Genomic DNA, 16877 nt, shown 5'->3' with positions numbered 1-16877 from the left:
CCGGATCCCGGAAACTGTCGGAGCCGGTCGCCGGTGCGCGGTCGACACCCCGGGTGCTGCGGTCACGATCCGATCGGGAATCCGCCGTCGCGACGCCACTCAGTCCGAACGGTAGCGTTCGAGATCGCTCGCCGCTCGGTCGGCGTGTTCGAGATACTTGTGGTGGTTGGCGTCGTCAAGGAACTCCCGCTCGCGCTCGTAGCGTTCCACGGACGGGTCGAGCAGCGGATCGAGGTCGAACCCGCCGAGGAAGACAAGCACGTCGAGGGCTTCGGACGCGGCCGACGCGCTCACGAGCTTCGTTGTACCGACAGCGCCGCGGATCCCCCGCGCGTTCTCCCACGCCGCGACGGCCTCCTCGAGCTCCCCCCGCGTCACGTCGCCGGCGGCGAGCCGCGGCTCCGGGGCGCGCACGACGACGGATACAGCCTCGGCAGTCGACGGATCCAGCGGCACGAACGCGTTCTCGGTGGCGCGCTCGATGGCGGACTCGAGGTCCGACTCGACCGGCTCGCCGAGCGCGGTCCCGAACGTGGCGTGGGCGATGCCACGTCGCCGCGGGATCGCGGCGTACTCGCTCGGCGTGATCACGTGGTCGCCTTGTCTTCCCGATTCGAAAACCAACTCGAGCGCGGTCGCGAGACGCTCGTTGATCGCTGTCAGATCCCCGCCGGCACCGACGTCGTTCGCCGGTGTCGTTCCCGTGGGCGACGCTCCGGTCGACCTCGCGAGAGCGGCCAGCCGCGAGTTGGACGCGAGGATCGTCATATCTGCGGTCGGGGAGCCCTCGTCGCCGGCCACCAGCCGTGAGAGCGCACAGACCGCGTTGAAGTGCCGTCGAGTGGGCTCGTGCTCGAACGGCCAGACGGCGAGCGAAAACTGCGCGAGACCGTCCGGCTCGAACGCGTCCGAGAGCTGCTCGGCGAGGAACGGGACGGTTCCGGCGCCCGTTCCCCCACCGACGCCGCAGAGGTGGACGACCGCCCGGGCCCCCTCGAGCGTGCGAGAGATCCGGGCGCTGACCTCGGGAGCGCGCGCTTCGATCGCGCGCTCGGCCTCGAGGAAGTCGCCGCCGACGCCCGTCGGATCCAGGGTGATCACGTGCCGGTCGTTGACCTCCCCCCGGCCGATCGCCAGCGCCGACGCCGTTCGATCGAGCGTCCCCCCTCTCACCGCGTGTCCCGTGTCGAGAAACACCACGCGATCGTCGACGGCGTCGGTCTCCCCGCGCGCTACGATTTGCGAAGCGACTCGGCGACCGGCGGTTCCGGAGCCGACGAGCCCCCAACTCGGGTATGTCCGGCGGTCGAAGCTCACTGGGCGAACACCACCTGTCGGCGCATCCGCGTCATACGGATACCGCCCGGGCGATTGTTATTATAGTAGCGTTTGCAACCGAGTGCGCATTCGATCGCACGCAGTCGTGCGATCAGATGAGTGAAGACTTGCAAACGCTACTATAGGTGTTGCTGCGGAGTGAGACGTCGTCAGCGATTCGGAAACGGTCGAACCGCCCGCGCCTCGCGCGGACAGGTCCGGTTTCGGGTCCGACTCTCAGCGCCCGGACCCGCCGTCGACCGGGACCGTCGCGCCGTTGACGAAGCTCGCGTGCCGGCTGGACAGGAAGGTGACCACCGCTCCCAGGTCGAGGGGATCCCCCGGCGACTCGTAGGGACAGTCCGCCAGCACGGCCTCCCACGCCGACGTGAGGTCGGCGAATTCGCCGGCCTCGACGCGCCGAGCGAGAAACGTCTCCAGGTCTTCGGTCTCGTGGGGGCCCGGGACGACTGCGTTCACGCGGACGTCGGGCGCGAACCTCGTGGCTTGACTCTCAGTGAGACCTTGGACCGCCCGCCCGTACGCGGTCGCCACCGACAGTTCGTCGGCGAATCCGGGGATCGCGGGATTGGCCACGGTGACGACCGTCCCCTGATCGGAGTCTTCGAGGTGGTCGTAGGACTCGCGGATGGCCCAGACGACGCTCATGAACAGCCGATCGAACCCTCGGAACCAGTCCTCGTCGGAGACGTCGAGAAACCGCTCCGGTTCGAGCGGTCGGGGCCCCGTGACGAGGTGGTCGATGCCGCCGTACTGCTCGACGGTCTCCTCGACGAGGGCCGCCAAGTGGTCGGGGTTTCGAACGTCGGCTTCGAGACCGAAGATCTCACCCTCGCCGAGGGCGTGGAGTCTGTCGCTGGCGTACGCGAGGTCGTCTAGGTTCGGCGCGGCGAGGGCGACCTTCGCCCCCTGCCGCGAGAACGCTTCCGCACAGGAGTGACCGAGGCCGGTCGCACTCCCCGTGACCAGCGCGACGTTGCCTTCCAGTCCGAGGTCGAGGTCCATATCCGACGCTCGGACACCAGTGCTAAAAGGTTCGTGCCCAGCGACACGTCCGACCGGCCCCTCGACGATGGTCGTGAACTCGCTCGTTCGGAGCCTGCCACACTCGCACACGACTTTCGGAATCACTCCGGAGTGGTGTGATTCTCTTTAAAAGGTAATGGGTTGGGGCAGATTTGAACTGCCGACCTCCTCCATGTCAAGGAGGTGTCATAACCAGCCTAGACCACCAACCCGCCTGATCTGCGTTCACTCGCTCTCGACTGAGCGCATTACTCCGTTTCCCCGGAACGTAATTGAAGGTTTCGTTTCGGGAACGCGCGTCGCGGTCGTCCGATTTTCGACGTGCGGTCGGTCACGGCCCCATCGATGTGCCGTGCCAGACTGCACATCTGCTCAACGCGGTCACTGCCTCAATCCACGCAGCCGGCGGTGTCGTCGGGATCTCATCCGCTGCTCCGACAGCCTTATACTGATGAACGAAGTTGTTCACTACAACACGAACTAGTACATCGGTGATCATTATGACGCTTCAAGACTACATCGAACGCGCGACGGAGGGAACAGATCTGACGCAGGAAGAGGCCCGAGAGGCCGCAACGGTGGTCTTCGAGGACGCGACCGAGGCGCAGATCGGAGCGCTACTGGCCGCGCTGCGGGCGAAGGGGGAGACCGAGACCGAGATCGCCGGCTTCGCGCAGGGGATGCGCGACGCCGCGCGGACGATCGATCCCGACCGCGATCCGCTCGTCGATATCGTCGGGACCGGTGGCGACGACTTCGACACGATCAACGTCTCGACGACGAGCGCCATCGTCGCCGCGGGCGCGGGCGTGGCGATCGCGAAGCACGGTAACTACTCTGTCTCCTCCTCCTCGGGGAGCGCGGACGTGCTGGAGGTCGCCGGCGCGGACGTCGAGGCCGAACCGCCGGCCGTCGAGGAGGCCATCGAGCGCGACGGCATCGGGTTCATGCTCGCGCCGGTGTTCCACCCCGCGATGAAGGCCGTCATCGGCCCGCGGAAGGAACTCGGGATGCGGACGATCTTCAACATCCTCGGGCCGCTGACGAACCCCGCCGGCGCGGACGCGCAGGTCGTCGGCGTCTACGACCCGGACCTCGTCCCGATACTCGCCCGCGCGCTCTCGCACATGCCCGTCGAACGGGCGCTCGTCGTCCACGGATCGGGGATGGACGAGATCGCGCTGCACGACGAGACCGTCGTCGCCGAGGTGGACGGCGAGAACGTCGAGGAGTACACGATCACGCCCGATGCGATCGGGCTCGATTCGGCGCCGATCGACGCCGTCGCGGGCGGGTCCCCGGAGGAGAACGCCGAAGACCTCCGCGGCATCGTGACGGGAGCGGTCACCGGGCCGAAACGCGACATCATTCTCGCGAACGCCGGCGCGGCGATCTACGTCGCCGGCATCGCCGATAGCGTCGAAGAGGGCGTCGAGACGGCCGCGAGCGCGATCGACGAGGGGGACGCCGCGTCGACGTTCGAGGACTTATGTCAGTCGATCGACGCCGCGGTGGAGCACTGAGCCGATGGTCAGGGTGAAGATCTGCGGCGTGACGACCGACGCCGACCTGCGCGCCGTCGAGGCGGCCGGCGCGGACGCCGTCGGCGTCGTCGCCGACGTTCCCGTCGAAACGCCGCGAGAGGTGTCTCTGGAGGCGGCCGCAGCGATGCTCGACGCCGCGCCGCCGTTTCTCACGACGACGCTCGTGACGATGCCCGCGGCAGTCGACGAGGCGGTCGCGGCGGCCGACCGGGTCGCGCCCGACGTGCTCCAGTTGCACGGGGACCTCTCGGCCGACGACCTCCGGTCGATCCGCGAGCGCGTTCCGTCGTCGGTCGTCGCCGCCGTCGACGCCGCGGACCCCGAGCGCGCCCGCGCGGTCGCGCCGGCCGTCGACGCGGTCCTCGTCGATTCGGTCGACGACGCGGGCGCGGGCGGGACCGGCGAGACGCACGACTGGGCGGCGACCGCCGAAGTGACCGCGGCGCTCGACGCGCCGGTGATTCTCGCTGGCGGGCTGACCCCGGACACCGTCGCCGAGGCGGTCGAGACCGTCCGGCCGTTCGCGGTCGACGTCGCGAGCGGCGTCGAGCGCACCGGCGGACGAAAAGACCGCGAGGCCGTTCGGGCGTTCGTCGCGAACGCGACCGGCGCCGGGACCGACCGCGACGAGGTTGCGCAGTCAGCCGGGGGAATGTCCCTATGAGGGCCGAATCCGACGTCGATTCGACTGAGAGCGCCATCGACCCCGAAGACGTGACGCTGTCGAAGTCCCGCGGGCCCTTCATCGAGACGGTCGCCGATGCCGTCGCCGGAACGGACGGCCCCGTCGTCGCGCACCTGACGGCCGATCTTCCAAACGTGACGCCGCTGACCGCCTACGCCGCGCTCGCAGACCGGAGCGACTACGGCTTTCTCCTCGAGAGCGCCGAGAAGACCCCCTCGAGCGATCCAGCGGGCGCGTTCTCGCCGGACCACGCGACTGCGGACCGCCACGCCCGCTTTTCGTTCGTCGGCTACGACCCCGACGCGGTCGTCACGGTCGACCCCGACGGGACCGACGTCGAGCGCTTGGGCGGCCGCGCGGCACGGTACGTGGTGGCGGAGGGCTCCCAAGACGCCGACACCGACGTTCTCGACCGACTCCGGGTGACGTTCCCGGAACTGCCCCGCGTCGGCTTCCCCGACGACGACCGCCAGCAACTCAGGGGCGGGCTCGTCGGCTTTCTCGCCTACGAAGCCGTCTACGACCTCTGGCTCTCGGAGGTCGGCCTGGAGCGCCCCGAGACCGAGACGCCGGACGCCCAGTTCGTCCTCACGACGAAGACGCTCTCGTTCGATCACGCCCGCTCGTCGGTGTCGCTGGTGCTCACGCCCGTGATCGGTCCCGACGACGACCCCGGCGACGTCTACGACGACCTCCTCGCGGAGGCCGAGTCCGTCGCGACGACGCTCGCGGAGGCAACCGCCCCCGAGACCGGCGGGTTCGTCCGAACGGGCGAGTCGGCCGGGCCGAGAGACGAGTACGAGGCAGCGGTGCGAGCGACGAAGGACCACGTGCTCGACGGCGACATCTACCAAGGGGTGATCTCTCGCGTCCGCGAACTCCGCGGCGAGGTCGACCCGGTCGGCCTCTACGAGGCGCTCCGCGAGGTCAACCCGTCGCCGTACATGTACCTGCTGCGCCACGACGACCGCCACGTCGTCGGCGCGAGCCCCGAGACGCTCGTCTCCGTCCGCGGAGAACGCGTCGTGTCGAACCCGATCGCCGGGACGTGCGAACGCGGCACGAGTCCCGTCGAGGACCGGCGGCTCGCCGGCGAGATGCTCGCCGACGGGAAGGAGCGCGCTGAGCACACGATGCTCGTCGACCTCGCGCGCAACGACGTCCGCCGCGTCTCCGAACCCGGGAGCGTCCGCGTCGAGGAGTTCATGAACGTGCTGAAGTACAGCCACGTCCAGCATATCGAATCCACCGTGACGGGCACGCTCGCGGGGGGTAGAGACGCGTTCGACGCCACTCGGGCGACGTTCCCCGCCGGGACGCTGACCGGCGCGCCGAAAGTGCGCGCGATGGAGATCATCGACGACCTCGAATCGGTTCCCAGAGGGGTCTACGGCGGCGGCGTCGGCTACTACTCGTGGTCCGGCGACGCCGACTTCGCGATCGTGATCCGGACCGCGACCGTCGACCGGCGCGACGGCGAGGACGTCGTCTCCGTCCGCGCGGGCGCGGGCATCGTCGCCGACAGCGACCCCGCCGCCGAGTACGAGGAGACCGAACAGAAGATGGGCGGCGTCCTCGCGGCGATCGAGCGGATCGAGGGCGAACCGCCGTCGGGAGCGGCGCCCGAGGAGGCGGGCCGATGACGCTCCGGCTCCTCGTCGTCGACAACTTCGACTCGTTCACGTACAACCTCGTGGAGTACTTCTCCGAGCAGCGGATCGACGGCGAGCGCGTCGAGGTGGTGGTCCGCAAGAACACCGCCTCGCTCGACGAGCTCCGGGAACTGGACCCGGACGCGATCGTCATCAGCCCCGGTCCGGGACACCCGAAGAACGAGCGCGACGTCGGCGTCACCAACGCGGTGCTGACGTCGCTTTCGGAGACGACGCCGACGCTCGGCGTCTGTCTCGGGCTCGAAGCGGCCGTCTACGCCTACGGCGGCGAGATCGGGCACGCCCCGGAGCCGATCCACGGAAAGGCGTACCCGGTCGACCACGACGGCCGCGGCGTCTTCGCGGGGCTCGAGCAGGGCTTTCAGGCCGGCCGCTACCACTCGCTGGTCGCGACGGCGGTCCCCGACTGCTTCGAGGTGTCGGCGACGACGACGCACGCGGTCGCCGACGGCCGGGGCGAACCGACGGGGTCGACCGACCTCGTGATGGGCGTCCGCCACCGCGAGTACCCGATCGAGGCGGTCCAGTTCCACCCCGAGTCTGTCCTCACGGCCGTCGGCCACGACGTCGTCCGGAACTTCCTCGAAGAGTGCGTGCTCGGCCGGCGAGTAGACGACCCGGCGAAGGCCTGAGACGGCCTCGGATCGACAACCGATTCCGATTACTCTCACTTTTCACCACCGAGCGCCACCCCCGCTGACGGCGCTCGGCGGGAAGAGACGAGAGTAATCAGTGTGACGCTTCAGTCCCTTACAGGACGCTGATCCCGAAGAACGACAGCACGAGCAGCGCGCCGACGACGACCGCGGCGATCGTGACGAGTCGCCAGGCGATCTTCAGCGCGATGCGTCCGACGATGATCACGACCGCGATCGCGATGATCACCGCCAGCGCCTGCCCGAGCGGCCGCGACAGTAGCCCGCCCAGTTGCAGGGGGATCCCCGACGCCACCGCCGATTCGAGTATGGGCATCATACCCGCCGGTATCGCCGGACGGGGAATAAGTCTATGGGCGATCGGGAACGAAAGCGGCGTCGGGGTCCGCTCCGAACTGCAGAATCGAGAATGGTATTAAATGTGATCATTCACGCGGTAACGTCCGCTTACGTTCTCTTTCGAACGGGACCGACCGTCGTACGGTCGCCGTTCGCCCGCCGATCAAGCCGTTTCAACACCCCCTCAGTTCGCGTGGATAATCGGACGACTGCGGTGGGTGTTCTGTGCTCCATCTTCACTTTCGCCTCGGTCTGCGAACCTTGATGATCCACTGGCCCATACGAACCCCCGTTGCGTTGAACGCGTGGCGCGTCGGCTGAGTCTACGGTATTGGGGATGATAGGAACCGAGACAGTGCCGGATACCGAAGCCTTAACCGACCTGCCACACTCACAAGCCATCGTTACAATGACCGACTCCGAGCCAGTTACACGAGCGGATATCGTCCGGTGCGAGCGCACTGGGCGGGAGGAACAGTAGATGACCGACGCGCCCGAGGGAGCCGGCGACCTGGAACTGCCCGTCAAGCGGACCGAGGGGGAGACGCTCGAGGACCGACTCACCGCGAACGCCTACCACAATATTCTCCCGGCGCGGTACCTCCGCAAGGATGCGAACGGCGATCCGAAGGAGTCTCAAGAGGAGCTCTTTCCGCGCGTCGCGAAGAACGTCGCACTCGCGGAGGCCGTCTTCGAGGCCGAGAGCCGCGGCGTCGACGTCACCGTCACGCCCGAGCAGCTGAAACCCGACCACCCGCGTCGGGACGAACTCGCCGCGGATGTCTTCGGCACGGGCGTCGCCGCCGACTCCGAGGCTGAAACGACGCTCTCCGTCTACAACGTCAACAAGTTCGCGTACGATACCATCGTCCCGGAACTCCCCGACGAGATCCGCGCCGCCGTAGAGGAAAAACGCGAGGAGTTCGAGACGCTGATGGAGGATCTCTCCTTTATGCCGAACTCGCCGACGCTCATGAACGCCGGCGACGAGCTCCAGCAGCTCTCGGCGTGTTTCGTCGACTCGCCCGACGACGACATCACCGACATCCACCAGACGGCCAAAGAGGCCGCGGAGGTCTTCCAGAGCGGAGGCGGTATGGGCTATGCCTTCTGGCGGCTCCGCCCCTACGGCGACGCGGTCGGCTCGACCGGCGGCATCGCCTCGGGCCCGATCACGTTCATGCGGACGTACGACCAGCTCTGTGAGACCATCGCGCAGGGCGGCGCGCGCCGCGGCGCGCAGATGGGCGTGATGCGGGTCAGCCACCCCGACGTCATCCAGTTCCTTCACGCCAAGAACAAGGACGTCTCGCTCGCGCACACGCTCCGACTGAACGACCCAGACGACTTCACCCACAACTCCTTCGCGGACGCGCTCGAGGAAGCGCGCGAGCTGATCGACGAGGAAGGGCACGTCCCAAAGCACCTCCGAAACGCGGTCGAGGGGCACCTCTCGAACTTCAACATCTCCGTCGGCGTCACTGACGGCTTCATGGACGCGCTCTTCGAAGGCGAGGAGTTCACGTTCACCAACCCGCGGACGGAGGAACCGCACGTCGCGACCCCCGAGACGAAGGAACTGTACGATATGTTCGGTCTCGGCGAGCACGTCGAGGTCGGCGAGGTCCTCTCTATTCCCGCCGAGAAGCTGTGGGACCAGATCGTCGACGGCGCGCACGAGAACGGCGAACCGGGCGTCATCTACCTCGAGCGCGTGAACAAGAAGCACTCCTTCGACGTCGAGGAGCACCCGGAGCATCGCATCTTGGCGACGAACCCCTGCGGCGAGCAGCCGCTCGAAGAGTACGAGGCCTGCAACCTCGGGCACATCAACCTCTCGACGCTCGTCGACTTCGACGCGCCCGACTGGCGCGTCTGGTACGGCGAACACGGCGACGCGTACGACGACGTCGGTGAGGCGGTCGACGCGTTCCTCGCGGAGGCCATCGACTGGGAGGAGTTCGACTACCGCATCGACCGGGGGACGCACTTCCTCGAGAACGTCGTTACGATGTCGGACTTCCCGGTGCCCGAGATCGAACAGAAGGTCCGCGAGATGCGGAAGATCGGACTCGGCGTGATGGGGCTGGCACAGCTGTACATCCAGCTCGGCATCCAGTACGGCACCGAGGCGGGCAACGAGGTCGCCCGCCAGCTGATGACCCACATCAACCACACCTCGAAGTGGACCAGCCACGAACTCGCTCAAGACCGGGGCGCCTTCGCCGACTGGGACGACTCGAAGTACGCCGACCCGGTCCGGTACCGCGAGTGGTTCGAGCACCACACCGGACTCGACGCCGACGAGTGGGCCGAGGGCTTCCCGATCCGGAACCACAACACGACCACTGTGGCCCCGACCGGGACGACCTCGATGGTCGGCAACACGACGGGCGGGATCGAGCCTATCTACAACGTCGCCTACTACAAGAACGTCTCCGACGACGTGCAGGGCGACGAGATGCTCGTCGAGTTCGACGACTACTTCCTTCGGGTCTTAGAGGCCAACGATATCGACGTCAACGCCGTGAAAGAGGAGGCCCAAGAGCAGATGGCCGCGAACGAGTTCGGCGGCGTCTCCTCGCTTTCGACCGTCCCCGACGCCATCTCGGAGCTGTTCGTCGTCACCGGCGACCTCTCGGGGAAACAGCACGCCGCGGTGCAGTGTGCCACCCAAGAGGGCGTCGACTCCGCCATCTCGAAGACCTGTAACTTCCCGAACTCGGCGTCGAAGGAGGACATGGACGAGGTCTACCGCTACATCTACCGCAACGGCGGCAAGGGCGTGACCGTCTACCGCGACGGCACGCGCTCGAAGCAGGTCCTCACGACGCGGGCGAAGAACGCGGACTTCGCCGACGAGAGCGAGGCCGCGGAGGCGCTCGTCGAGCAGATCGAGGAGGTCTTCGGCGGCCTCGACGTCTTCCTCGACAACGAGGACGTGCGGGCCGCCCTCGACGAGGAGGTCGGGCGACTGCTCTCGGTGGCCGACGGCGAGACCGACCTCGGCAAGAAGCGGCCGCGACCGGACGTGCTCCACGGCGTCACCCAGCGCATCGACACCGGCTACGGGAAGCTGTACGTCAACATCAACGAGGACGAGCACGGCCAGCCGTTCGAGCTGTTCGCGAACATCGGAAACTCCGGCGGTTTCACCGCCTCCTTCACCGAGGCCCTCGCGAAGACGGTCTCGACGGCGCTCCGGTCGGGCGTTGATCCGAGCGAGATCGCGAGCGAACTGCAGGGGATCCGGAGCCCGAAGGTCGCCTGGGACAAAGGCGAGCAGATCAACTCCATCCCGGACGCCATCGGCACGGCGATGCGCCGGTATCTCGACGGCGAGATCGAGAAGGGCTACCCACAGCAGCAGAACCTGAGCGAACTCTCCGAGGAGGCCGACAAGAACGTCGCGTCGGGTCGCGAGACCGACGGCGGCGCGGCGGTCGACACCGGCGAGGCGGACGTGGGTCCCGACGGCGTCGACGTCGACGCGCCCGGAGCGTCCGACGGCGACGCGGACGCGACCGACGACCTGCTCGCGGCCGGCGAGAGCCCCGAGTGCCCCGAGTGCGGCAGTATGTCGCTGTACTACTCTGAGGGCTGCAAGACCTGCGAGTCCTGCGGCTGGTCGGAGTGCTAAGGTAGTCGGAGCGCCCGCAAAACGCGAACCTTCTTGTCGTCTGCGGCCGGCGAATCGGACGTGAGCGACGGCTCGGGCGGGAACGACGCGGACGACGCCAACGGCGCTGTGAGAGGCGGCGGAGCCGACCGCATAGAGACGCTCCCCGGTCGGCCGTGCCCGCTCTGTGAGCGACCGATGACCCACCGCCACTGCAAGTACGTCTGCCCCGAGCACGGCGTCGTCTACGACTGTAGCGACACGTTCTGGTGAGCCGATCGGTCCCGGTCCACGTACGTAAGTCTACTGACCGTTTGCTGGCGCGGCGCCTCGATTTGTCTTGAATCGGCGAGAAGTGTTATATGAATTCAGTCCGTCCATTAGATGACAAATGTGTGGTCCGACGGCACGACGATCCGCCCTACCCCGTAACACGTAACGATGGTCGAAAACGCACAGATCCGACAGAGCAAGGCGATTCAGCGCCGGACGGGGAAGACGTTCCACCTCGCGACGCGCGTGCTCCCCGAGCGCGTCCGCGAGGCGACGTACGTGCTGTACGCCTTCTTCCGGGTCGCGGACGAGGTCGTCGACGCCGCGGAGACGGCGCCCCCGCCCGAGCAACGGCGGCGACTCGAAGCGATGCGTCGGCAGGCGCTCGGGCGCGAGGAGACCGACGACCCGGTGCTCGAGGCGTTCTCGGAGATCCGCGAGCGCTACGACATCGCCGAGTCCGACGTGACGGTCTTCATCGACGCGATGCGCTCGGACATCGAGACGGACCGATACGAGACCTACGAGGATCTGGAAGCGTATATGGACGGCTCGGCCGCTGCCGTGGGCCGGATGATGACCGCGATTATGCGGCCCCCGGCCCCGGAGAAGGCGCTCCCGCACGCGACGGCGCTCGGGGAGGCGTTCCAGCTTTCGAATTTCCTCCGGGACGTCCGCGAGGACGTCGAAGAGCGCGACCGGATCTACCTCCCGCTGGAGACGCTCCGCGCCCACGGCGTCACGGAGGCGCAGGTCATGAACTTCGAGTACGACGGGAACTTCCGCGAGGCGATGTGCGAGGAACTGACGAGAGCGGAGGCGCTCTACCGAGAGGGCGTCGAGGGAATCCGGCACCTCCCGGAGGACTGCCAGTTCGCCGTGTTGCTTTCGGCCGTCCTCTACGCCGACCACCACCGCGAGATCCGGCGGCGCGACTGCGACGTGCTCTCTGCGACCCCGTCGCTGTCGACGCCGCGAAAGCTGTATCTCCTCGCGAAGACCCGGCTCTACTGGTCGTTCGAGCGGGACCCCGTCGCGGTGTTCCGCCGCGTCAGCGTCGTCCCGTACCCCGACGACGCCGGGACCGCACGGGACCCGGGGCACCCCGGGACCACCGTAGAGCGGACAGCGGGCGCCGGCGCGACGGGGCTGTTCGGCGGGCGATTGACCGGATGGCTCCGCAGCGTCAGCCGCGGAGAGTAGTCGTCGGCCCGCCGACGCTGCGCGAGCAGTCGCGTCCCCCTACTCCGACTGTCGGTCGCGGTCGCGGTCCCCCCATAGCCCACCCTGCGGGACATCGAACCGCTCGGTTCGCAGGAGGCCGAGCCCGAAGAGGGCGGCGAGCCCGACCGGGACCCAGTTGCCGAACCACGCGTTGATTCCGCCCCAGAGGATGACGAAGGAGACGAGGTCATCGAGCAGGAACTCACAGCTGTCGAGGCGCGCGCCGAGCGCGCGTCGGTCGTACCCCCAGTCGAGGGCGACGACGGCGACGGTCGCCGAGAGCACCCACCCGGCGTAGTTCGACAGCGGCACGCCGTAGAACGCGCCCCCTTCGGGATAGACCCAGAAACCGAGCGCGACGGCGCCCGGATCGAGGACGAGGTCCATCGCCAGCACCGCCGCGATCACCGACAGCAGCCGGACCGGCGCGCGTGCCGCGCGGTCGCCGAGGAGCAGGAGACAGAGGAGATACGAGTTCATCACGAGCGGGATGAAAAACACCGGGAGCCCGAGCGGGACGCCCGCCACGGTCGGCCCGAGGTCGACCCCGTAGAAGAACTCCCCGTAGGGGACGCCGGTGTTGACGCCGACGTATTCGATCCCGTACGCGTACAGCGCCAACGCGCCGACGCCCGCGGCCGCCCGCCGCCCGGTGATCGGGAGGACGCCGACGAAAAGCGGCGAGCGCATCACGAGCGTTCCGAGCAGGATCAACAGCCCGTTGAACGCCAGCGGCGCGGGAAGGAGCCCCTCGGCGCTGGCCAGAAGGAGGACGATCCCGTTCAGCGGGAAAAACACCGCGATCGTAAAGCGGTTCTCGCGGACGAGCCGATCCAGCCGCGCCTCCCACTCGGCGCGGGTCCGCGGGAGCCGACCCGCAACCGCTCCGCCGGCACCAGTCTCGTCGGACTCACGCATGGAGGAGCCTCCACAGACCGCCGAGCGTCAAGAGCGCTCCCACGACCGTGTTGAGGGCCGGGAACCACCAGTAGGCGCGGTCGACGTCGATATCCGCGAACCGGACGGCGAAGACCATCGCGGGATAGACCGCGAGCAGCGCGCCGAGTCGCGCATCGAGGAGCGCGAACGCGGCGGCGGCGGCGATCCAGCAGGCGAAGCAGTACGCGAGCGTTCGCTCCGCGCCCAACGCCGTCGCCGTCGTTCGAATCCCCGCCGCCCGGTCGGGCTCGATATCGGGGATCGCAGAGAACGTGTGCATCCCCATCGTCCAGAGCCACGCGCCCGCGAGCGCCGCGATCGGTGGATGTGCGCCGGCGACGGCCGCGTACGCGGCGGCTCCGGGGAGGACGTACAGCCCGTTCGACAGCGAATCGAGGACCGGCGTCGTCTTGAACCGAAGCGGCGGCGCGGAGTACTGGAACCCGAGCGCGAAGAACCCCGCGAGGTACGGCCACGCGAGCGGCGGGGAGAGCGCGAACGCGCCCGCGCCCACGAGCGCCGCGGCGGCGACGGCCACGGCGACCGCCGGGTCGCCGCGCCAGCGCGTCTCCCTGCCGTCCTTCTTCGGGTTCTCCGTGTCGATATCCGCGTCGAAAACGTCGTTGACGCCGTAGAGAAAGACGTTCGCCGGGAGCAGAAAGTACGCGAAGAGGCCGACGCTCGCGGCGGTGAAGAGGTCGCCGACCGTCTGGGATCCGTACGCGACGCCGACGACGACCGGCCCCGCGAGGTAGAACCAAAAGCGCGGGCGCGACAGCCGCAGCAGATAGCGGAGGCGACCGGACATCCCGTCAGCCCGACCGCCCGGCCGTCGCCGCGGCCCGCTCGGCGAGCGCCTCGGCCGTCAGTTCGCCGCTGATCAGACACATCGGCACGCCGATGCCGGGCGTCGTGAACGACCCGGTGAAGTAGAGCCCCTCGACGGCCGACGAGCGGTGCGGCGGGCGGAACAGCGCAGTCTGTCGCAGCGTGTGTGCTAACCCCAGCGCGGTTCCTCGGGTGCTGTTGTACCGCTCCGTGAAGTCGTTCACGCAGAAGGACTCCTCGACGACGATCCGGTCCCGGAGGGCGACGCCGGTGTTCGCTTCGATGTCGTCGAGCACGAGCTCTCGGAACGCCGAGCGCAGTGCGGGCGTGTCCTCCAGTCCGGCGGCGATCGGCACGAGCGCGAAGAGGTTCGAGTGTCCCTCCGGGGCGACGTCGTCGTCGGTCTCGGAGGGGACACAGAGGTAGTACGCGGGATCTTCGGGCCACGACGGGTCGTCGAAGATCCGCTCGAAGTGCGCGTCCCAGTCGGTGGGGAGGACGAGCGTGTGGTGTTCGAGCGGGTCGACGTCGCCCTCGACGCCCAGATACAGGAGGAACGCCGAGGGCGCGTACGTCCGCGACTCCCAGTAGTCGGCGTCGTACTGTCGCTTGTCCGGCGGGAGCAGGTCCATCTCGGTGTGCCGGTAGTCGGCGTCGCTGACGACGTAGTCGGGGAACAGCTCCCGGCCGTCCCCGGACCTGACGGCGAACGCGCCCTCGCGGCCGCGGATCTCGGAGACGGGCCAGTCGGTTCGGAAGTCGACGCCGAGTTCCTCGCCGAGCGCGACGACGCCGTCGACGACCCCGCTGAGGCCGTTCTCCGGGTAGTAGACGCCCATATTGAAATCGACGTGGCTCATCAGGTTGTACAGCGCCGGCGTGTTGTTCGGCGCGCCGCCGAGAAACACCAGCGTGTACTGCATGATCTGCTGGAGCTTCGGGTGCTCGAAGTACTTCTCGACGTGGTCCTGCATCGAGCCGAGGAGCGAGAGCCCGCGCGCGTTCTTGAACACGTCCCAGTCGAGGTAGTCCCCGACCGACGTCCGGTCCTCGTAGACGAAGTGCTCCATTCCGATCTCGTAGTTCTGTCTCGATTTGTGGAGGTACTCCTCGAAGCGCTCGCCAGCGCCGGGCTCGTAGGACTCGAACGTCCGTCGGTTCGCCGCCCGGTCGGGGACCATATCGACGCGGTCGCCGTCTTTGAAGAAGATCCGGTAGTGCGGATCGAGCCGCGTGAGTCCGTAGTAGTCGTCGGGGGACCGATCGAAGTGGCCGAAGAACCGCTCGAAGACGTCGGGCATCAGGTACCACGACGGCCCCATATCGAACCGGAAGCCGTCGATCTCGAGGCGGCTCGCCCGCCCGCCGAGCTGTCCGTTCTTCTCCAGAAGCGTCACGTCGGCGCCGGCGCCGGCCAGATAGCAGGCAGTCGAGAGGCCGCCGAACCCGCCGCCGACGACGGCGACGGCCGCGCCGTCGAGCGAGCGGCGGTCCGAGAGGGAGTCCATAGCCGGACAGTGGAGCGTCGAAACCATAAATCGGCTGGCCGGCGGCTTCGAGCCGCCCCCGGCGACAGCTACGCCTCGGCGAGCGTGAGTGTTATTAAGACGGGCGAACCAGTTCATATCGTGACTCGGATCTCTCGGCTCGGGGCGGTGGCGACCGCAGTCCTCGTCGCGCTGTCGGTGTTCGCGGTAGTCAGGGGAACGGCCGGCGGCGCAAAGCTCGTCGGCATCTCGTGGGTCGCGTTCCTCGCGATGGCTCTCGCCGCGCCCGTGGGCGCGCGAGGCGGCGACGAGAGCGCCGGCGCGCTCGTGTGGGGGTACGGGCTCTCGGCGGGCGCGATGGTGACGAGCGCCGCCGTCTTCCTGGTGCCGCAGGCGATCGGCCAGCACCCCCAGTGGGGCGGATTCGGCGTCGCGTTCGGCCTGCTCGCGGGCTTCGCCTCCCACACGATCGGCCACCGGCTCGCGCACATGGACCTCCCGCTGGACCGGACCGTCGCGGAGCTGACCGCACACGCGTTCTCGGCGGGCGCGATCATCGGACTCATCTACGGCAATATGCCGGAACTCGGGGCGCTTCTCGGACTCGCCATCGTCTCGCACAAGGGGCCGGCCGGCTACGCGGCCGCGCGACGGCTCGCGAGCGCCGGCCGCGACCCCTCAGTGTTGCTGCTACCCGCGACCGGGGTGGGAATCGCCGGGATCGCCGCCTCGATGATCGCCCTCCCCGCCGCGGGGGCGACCCGCGGGGTCGTCTTCGGCTTCGCCGCCGGCGTGTTCCTGCACGTCGCGATGGACTTCCTCCCCCGCTGTGAGATCGGCAGCGAGATCCACGATCTGCTCTCGGTGACGGGCGACGCCCACGCGCTGCTCGACAGGCTGCGCATTCACGCGGTCGCGTCGACGTCGCTCGGGGGGCTCGTCGTCCTGCTCGCGTGGCTCGTGATTACCTGAGTCGCGGACGAATCGTCGCTCGGAGGCGACGAGAACCGGAAAAGCGGCTCGTCGTCGCGGTCAGATCGAGCCGACGTTCCCGCAGTCCGGACAGCGGAGTTTCACCTTGTCGCTCCGCAGGAACCGACCCTCCTTCTTCGCGTTCCCGGTGTTTTTCAGACACCGGTGGTGGATGACCGACCCGCACTGGCTGCACTGCTCCGCGTTCGAGCTCTGTGCCTCCCCACCGCACACCGTGCAGTAGTACGTATCTGAACTAAATAGGCCCATGGTA

General features: G+C 68.2%; 15 protein-coding genes and 1 tRNA gene. 8 read left to right on the top strand and 8 right to left on the bottom strand.

Annotated elements, in window-relative coordinates:
* Positions 1–99 precede the first annotated feature (99 nt).
* The 3 genes from ACT3HL_RS04940 to ACT3HL_RS04930 form a co-directional block, all read right to left on the bottom strand.
* Complete coding sequence (locus ACT3HL_RS04940) at positions 100–1317, bottom strand: hypothetical protein (protein WP_445085695.1); 1218 nt, start codon at positions 1315–1317, stop codon at positions 100–102.
* A gap of 237 nt (positions 1318–1554) precedes the next feature.
* Complete coding sequence (locus ACT3HL_RS04935) at positions 1555–2343, bottom strand: SDR family oxidoreductase (protein WP_445085694.1); 789 nt, start codon at positions 2341–2343, stop codon at positions 1555–1557.
* A 158-nt stretch (positions 2344–2501) separates the two neighbouring features.
* A tRNA-Val gene (locus ACT3HL_RS04930) sits at positions 2502–2576 on the bottom strand.
* Positions 2577–2864: 288 nt separating this feature from the next.
* Here ACT3HL_RS04930 and trpD point away from each other — a divergent pair.
* Genes trpD through trpG form a run of 4 tightly spaced genes read left to right on the top strand, consistent with a single transcriptional unit; the run spans position 2865 to position 6898 of the window.
* On the top strand, positions 2865–3887 hold the full coding sequence (gene trpD / locus ACT3HL_RS04925) for an anthranilate phosphoribosyltransferase (protein WP_445085693.1): 1023 nt from the start codon (positions 2865–2867) through the stop codon (positions 3885–3887).
* Between the two features lie 4 nt (positions 3888–3891).
* A complete protein-coding gene (locus tag ACT3HL_RS04920; protein ID WP_445085692.1) occupies positions 3892–4572 on the top strand; it encodes a phosphoribosylanthranilate isomerase in 681 nt (226 codons plus the stop codon).
* Positions 4569–6236, top strand: coding sequence for an anthranilate synthase component I (gene trpE / locus ACT3HL_RS04915; RefSeq protein ID WP_445085691.1), 1668 nt, complete (start codon positions 4569–4571; stop codon positions 6234–6236). Before ACT3HL_RS04920 ends, trpE begins: the two co-directional genes overlap by 4 nt.
* Positions 6233–6898, top strand: coding sequence for an anthranilate synthase component II (trpG, locus tag ACT3HL_RS04910; RefSeq protein WP_445085690.1), 666 nt, complete (start codon positions 6233–6235; stop codon positions 6896–6898). Before trpE ends, trpG begins: the two co-directional genes overlap by 4 nt.
* A gap of 118 nt (positions 6899–7016) precedes the next feature.
* Here the strand turns inward: trpG and ACT3HL_RS04905 are convergent, their stop codons facing one another.
* Entirely contained in the window at positions 7017–7241 is a 225-nt protein-coding gene (locus ACT3HL_RS04905; protein ID WP_445085689.1) for a hypothetical protein, read from the bottom strand.
* 501 nt (positions 7242–7742) lie between these two features.
* On the opposite strand from ACT3HL_RS04905, the gene ACT3HL_RS04900 reads away from it, so the two are divergent.
* The 3 genes from ACT3HL_RS04900 to ACT3HL_RS04890 all read left to right on the top strand — a co-directional run bounded on the left by ACT3HL_RS04900 (position 7743) and on the right by ACT3HL_RS04890 (position 12356).
* On the top strand, positions 7743–10901 hold the full coding sequence (locus ACT3HL_RS04900; protein ID WP_445085688.1) for an adenosylcobalamin-dependent ribonucleoside-diphosphate reductase: 3159 nt from the start codon (positions 7743–7745) through the stop codon (positions 10899–10901).
* Between the two features lie 108 nt (positions 10902–11009).
* A complete protein-coding gene (locus tag ACT3HL_RS04895) occupies positions 11010–11153 on the top strand; it encodes an HVO_2523 family zinc finger protein (RefSeq protein ID WP_445085792.1) in 144 nt (47 codons plus the stop codon).
* A gap of 168 nt (positions 11154–11321) precedes the next feature.
* The gene (locus ACT3HL_RS04890; RefSeq protein ID WP_445085687.1) at positions 11322–12356 is read left to right on the top strand and encodes a squalene/phytoene synthase family protein; all 1035 of its coding nucleotides are present in this window, start codon (positions 11322–11324) and stop codon (positions 12354–12356) included.
* A 39-nt stretch (positions 12357–12395) separates the two neighbouring features.
* On the opposite strand, the gene cruF is transcribed toward ACT3HL_RS04890, so the two are convergent.
* The 3 genes from cruF to ACT3HL_RS04875 are packed head-to-tail and all read right to left on the bottom strand — an operon-like array spanning position 12396 to position 15652.
* On the bottom strand, positions 12396–13295 hold the full coding sequence (gene cruF, locus ACT3HL_RS04885; RefSeq protein WP_445085686.1) for a bisanhydrobacterioruberin hydratase: 900 nt from the start codon (positions 13293–13295) through the stop codon (positions 12396–12398).
* Positions 13288–14124: a prenyltransferase gene (locus ACT3HL_RS04880; RefSeq protein ID WP_445085685.1), complete on the bottom strand. Its 837-nt coding sequence runs from the start codon at positions 14122–14124 to the stop codon at positions 13288–13290. The genes cruF and ACT3HL_RS04880 overlap by 8 nt, the downstream gene beginning before the upstream one ends.
* A gap of 4 nt (positions 14125–14128) precedes the next feature.
* Positions 14129–15652, bottom strand: coding sequence for a phytoene desaturase family protein (locus tag ACT3HL_RS04875; RefSeq protein WP_445085684.1), 1524 nt, complete (start codon positions 15650–15652; stop codon positions 14129–14131).
* A gap of 120 nt (positions 15653–15772) precedes the next feature.
* On the opposite strand from ACT3HL_RS04875, the gene ACT3HL_RS04870 reads away from it, so the two are divergent.
* Positions 15773–16603: a ZIP family metal transporter gene (locus tag ACT3HL_RS04870; RefSeq protein ID WP_445085683.1), complete on the top strand. Its 831-nt coding sequence runs from the start codon at positions 15773–15775 to the stop codon at positions 16601–16603.
* Positions 16604–16663: 60 nt separating this feature from the next.
* On the opposite strand, the gene ACT3HL_RS04865 is transcribed toward ACT3HL_RS04870, so the two are convergent.
* Positions 16664–16873 carry a hypothetical protein gene (locus ACT3HL_RS04865; RefSeq protein WP_445085682.1) on the bottom strand — a complete coding sequence of 70 codons (210 nt, stop codon included), beginning with the start codon at positions 16871–16873 and terminating at the stop codon, positions 16664–16666.
* Positions 16874–16877 lie beyond the last annotated feature (4 nt).

It is taken from the genome of Halobellus sp. GM3, assembly GCF_052545375.1.
The sequence above is the reverse complement of the archived record's forward strand: the minus strand, read 5'-3'. Positions and strand labels throughout refer to the sequence as shown.

Excerpts from the sequence above, each read along its gene's own strand:
- trpG (WP_445085690.1), top strand. The coding sequence starts at position 6,233 with ATGACGCTCCGGCTCCTCGTCGTCGACAACTTCGACTCGTTCACGTAC.
- trpE (WP_445085691.1), top strand. The coding sequence starts at position 4,569 with ATGAGGGCCGAATCCGACGTCGATTCGACTGAGAGCGCCATCGACCCC.
- ACT3HL_RS04920 (WP_445085692.1), top strand. The coding sequence starts at position 3,892 with ATGGTCAGGGTGAAGATCTGCGGCGTGACGACCGACGCCGACCTGCGC.
- ACT3HL_RS04880 (WP_445085685.1), bottom strand. The coding sequence starts at position 14,124 with ATGTCCGGTCGCCTCCGCTATCTGCTGCGGCTGTCGCGCCCGCGCTTT.
- ACT3HL_RS04875 (WP_445085684.1), bottom strand. The coding sequence starts at position 15,652 with ATGGACTCCCTCTCGGACCGCCGCTCGCTCGACGGCGCGGCCGTCGCC.
- ACT3HL_RS04905 (WP_445085689.1), bottom strand. The coding sequence starts at position 7,241 with ATGATGCCCATACTCGAATCGGCGGTGGCGTCGGGGATCCCCCTGCAA.
- ACT3HL_RS04890 (WP_445085687.1), top strand. The coding sequence starts at position 11,322 with ATGGTCGAAAACGCACAGATCCGACAGAGCAAGGCGATTCAGCGCCGG.
- ACT3HL_RS04865 (WP_445085682.1), bottom strand. The coding sequence starts at position 16,873 with ATGGGCCTATTTAGTTCAGATACGTACTACTGCACGGTGTGCGGTGGG.
- cruF (WP_445085686.1), bottom strand. The coding sequence starts at position 13,295 with ATGCGTGAGTCCGACGAGACTGGTGCCGGCGGAGCGGTTGCGGGTCGG.
- ACT3HL_RS04935 (WP_445085694.1), bottom strand. The coding sequence starts at position 2,343 with ATGGACCTCGACCTCGGACTGGAAGGCAACGTCGCGCTGGTCACGGGG.
- ACT3HL_RS04900 (WP_445085688.1), top strand. The coding sequence starts at position 7,743 with ATGACCGACGCGCCCGAGGGAGCCGGCGACCTGGAACTGCCCGTCAAG.
- trpD (WP_445085693.1), top strand. The coding sequence starts at position 2,865 with ATGACGCTTCAAGACTACATCGAACGCGCGACGGAGGGAACAGATCTG.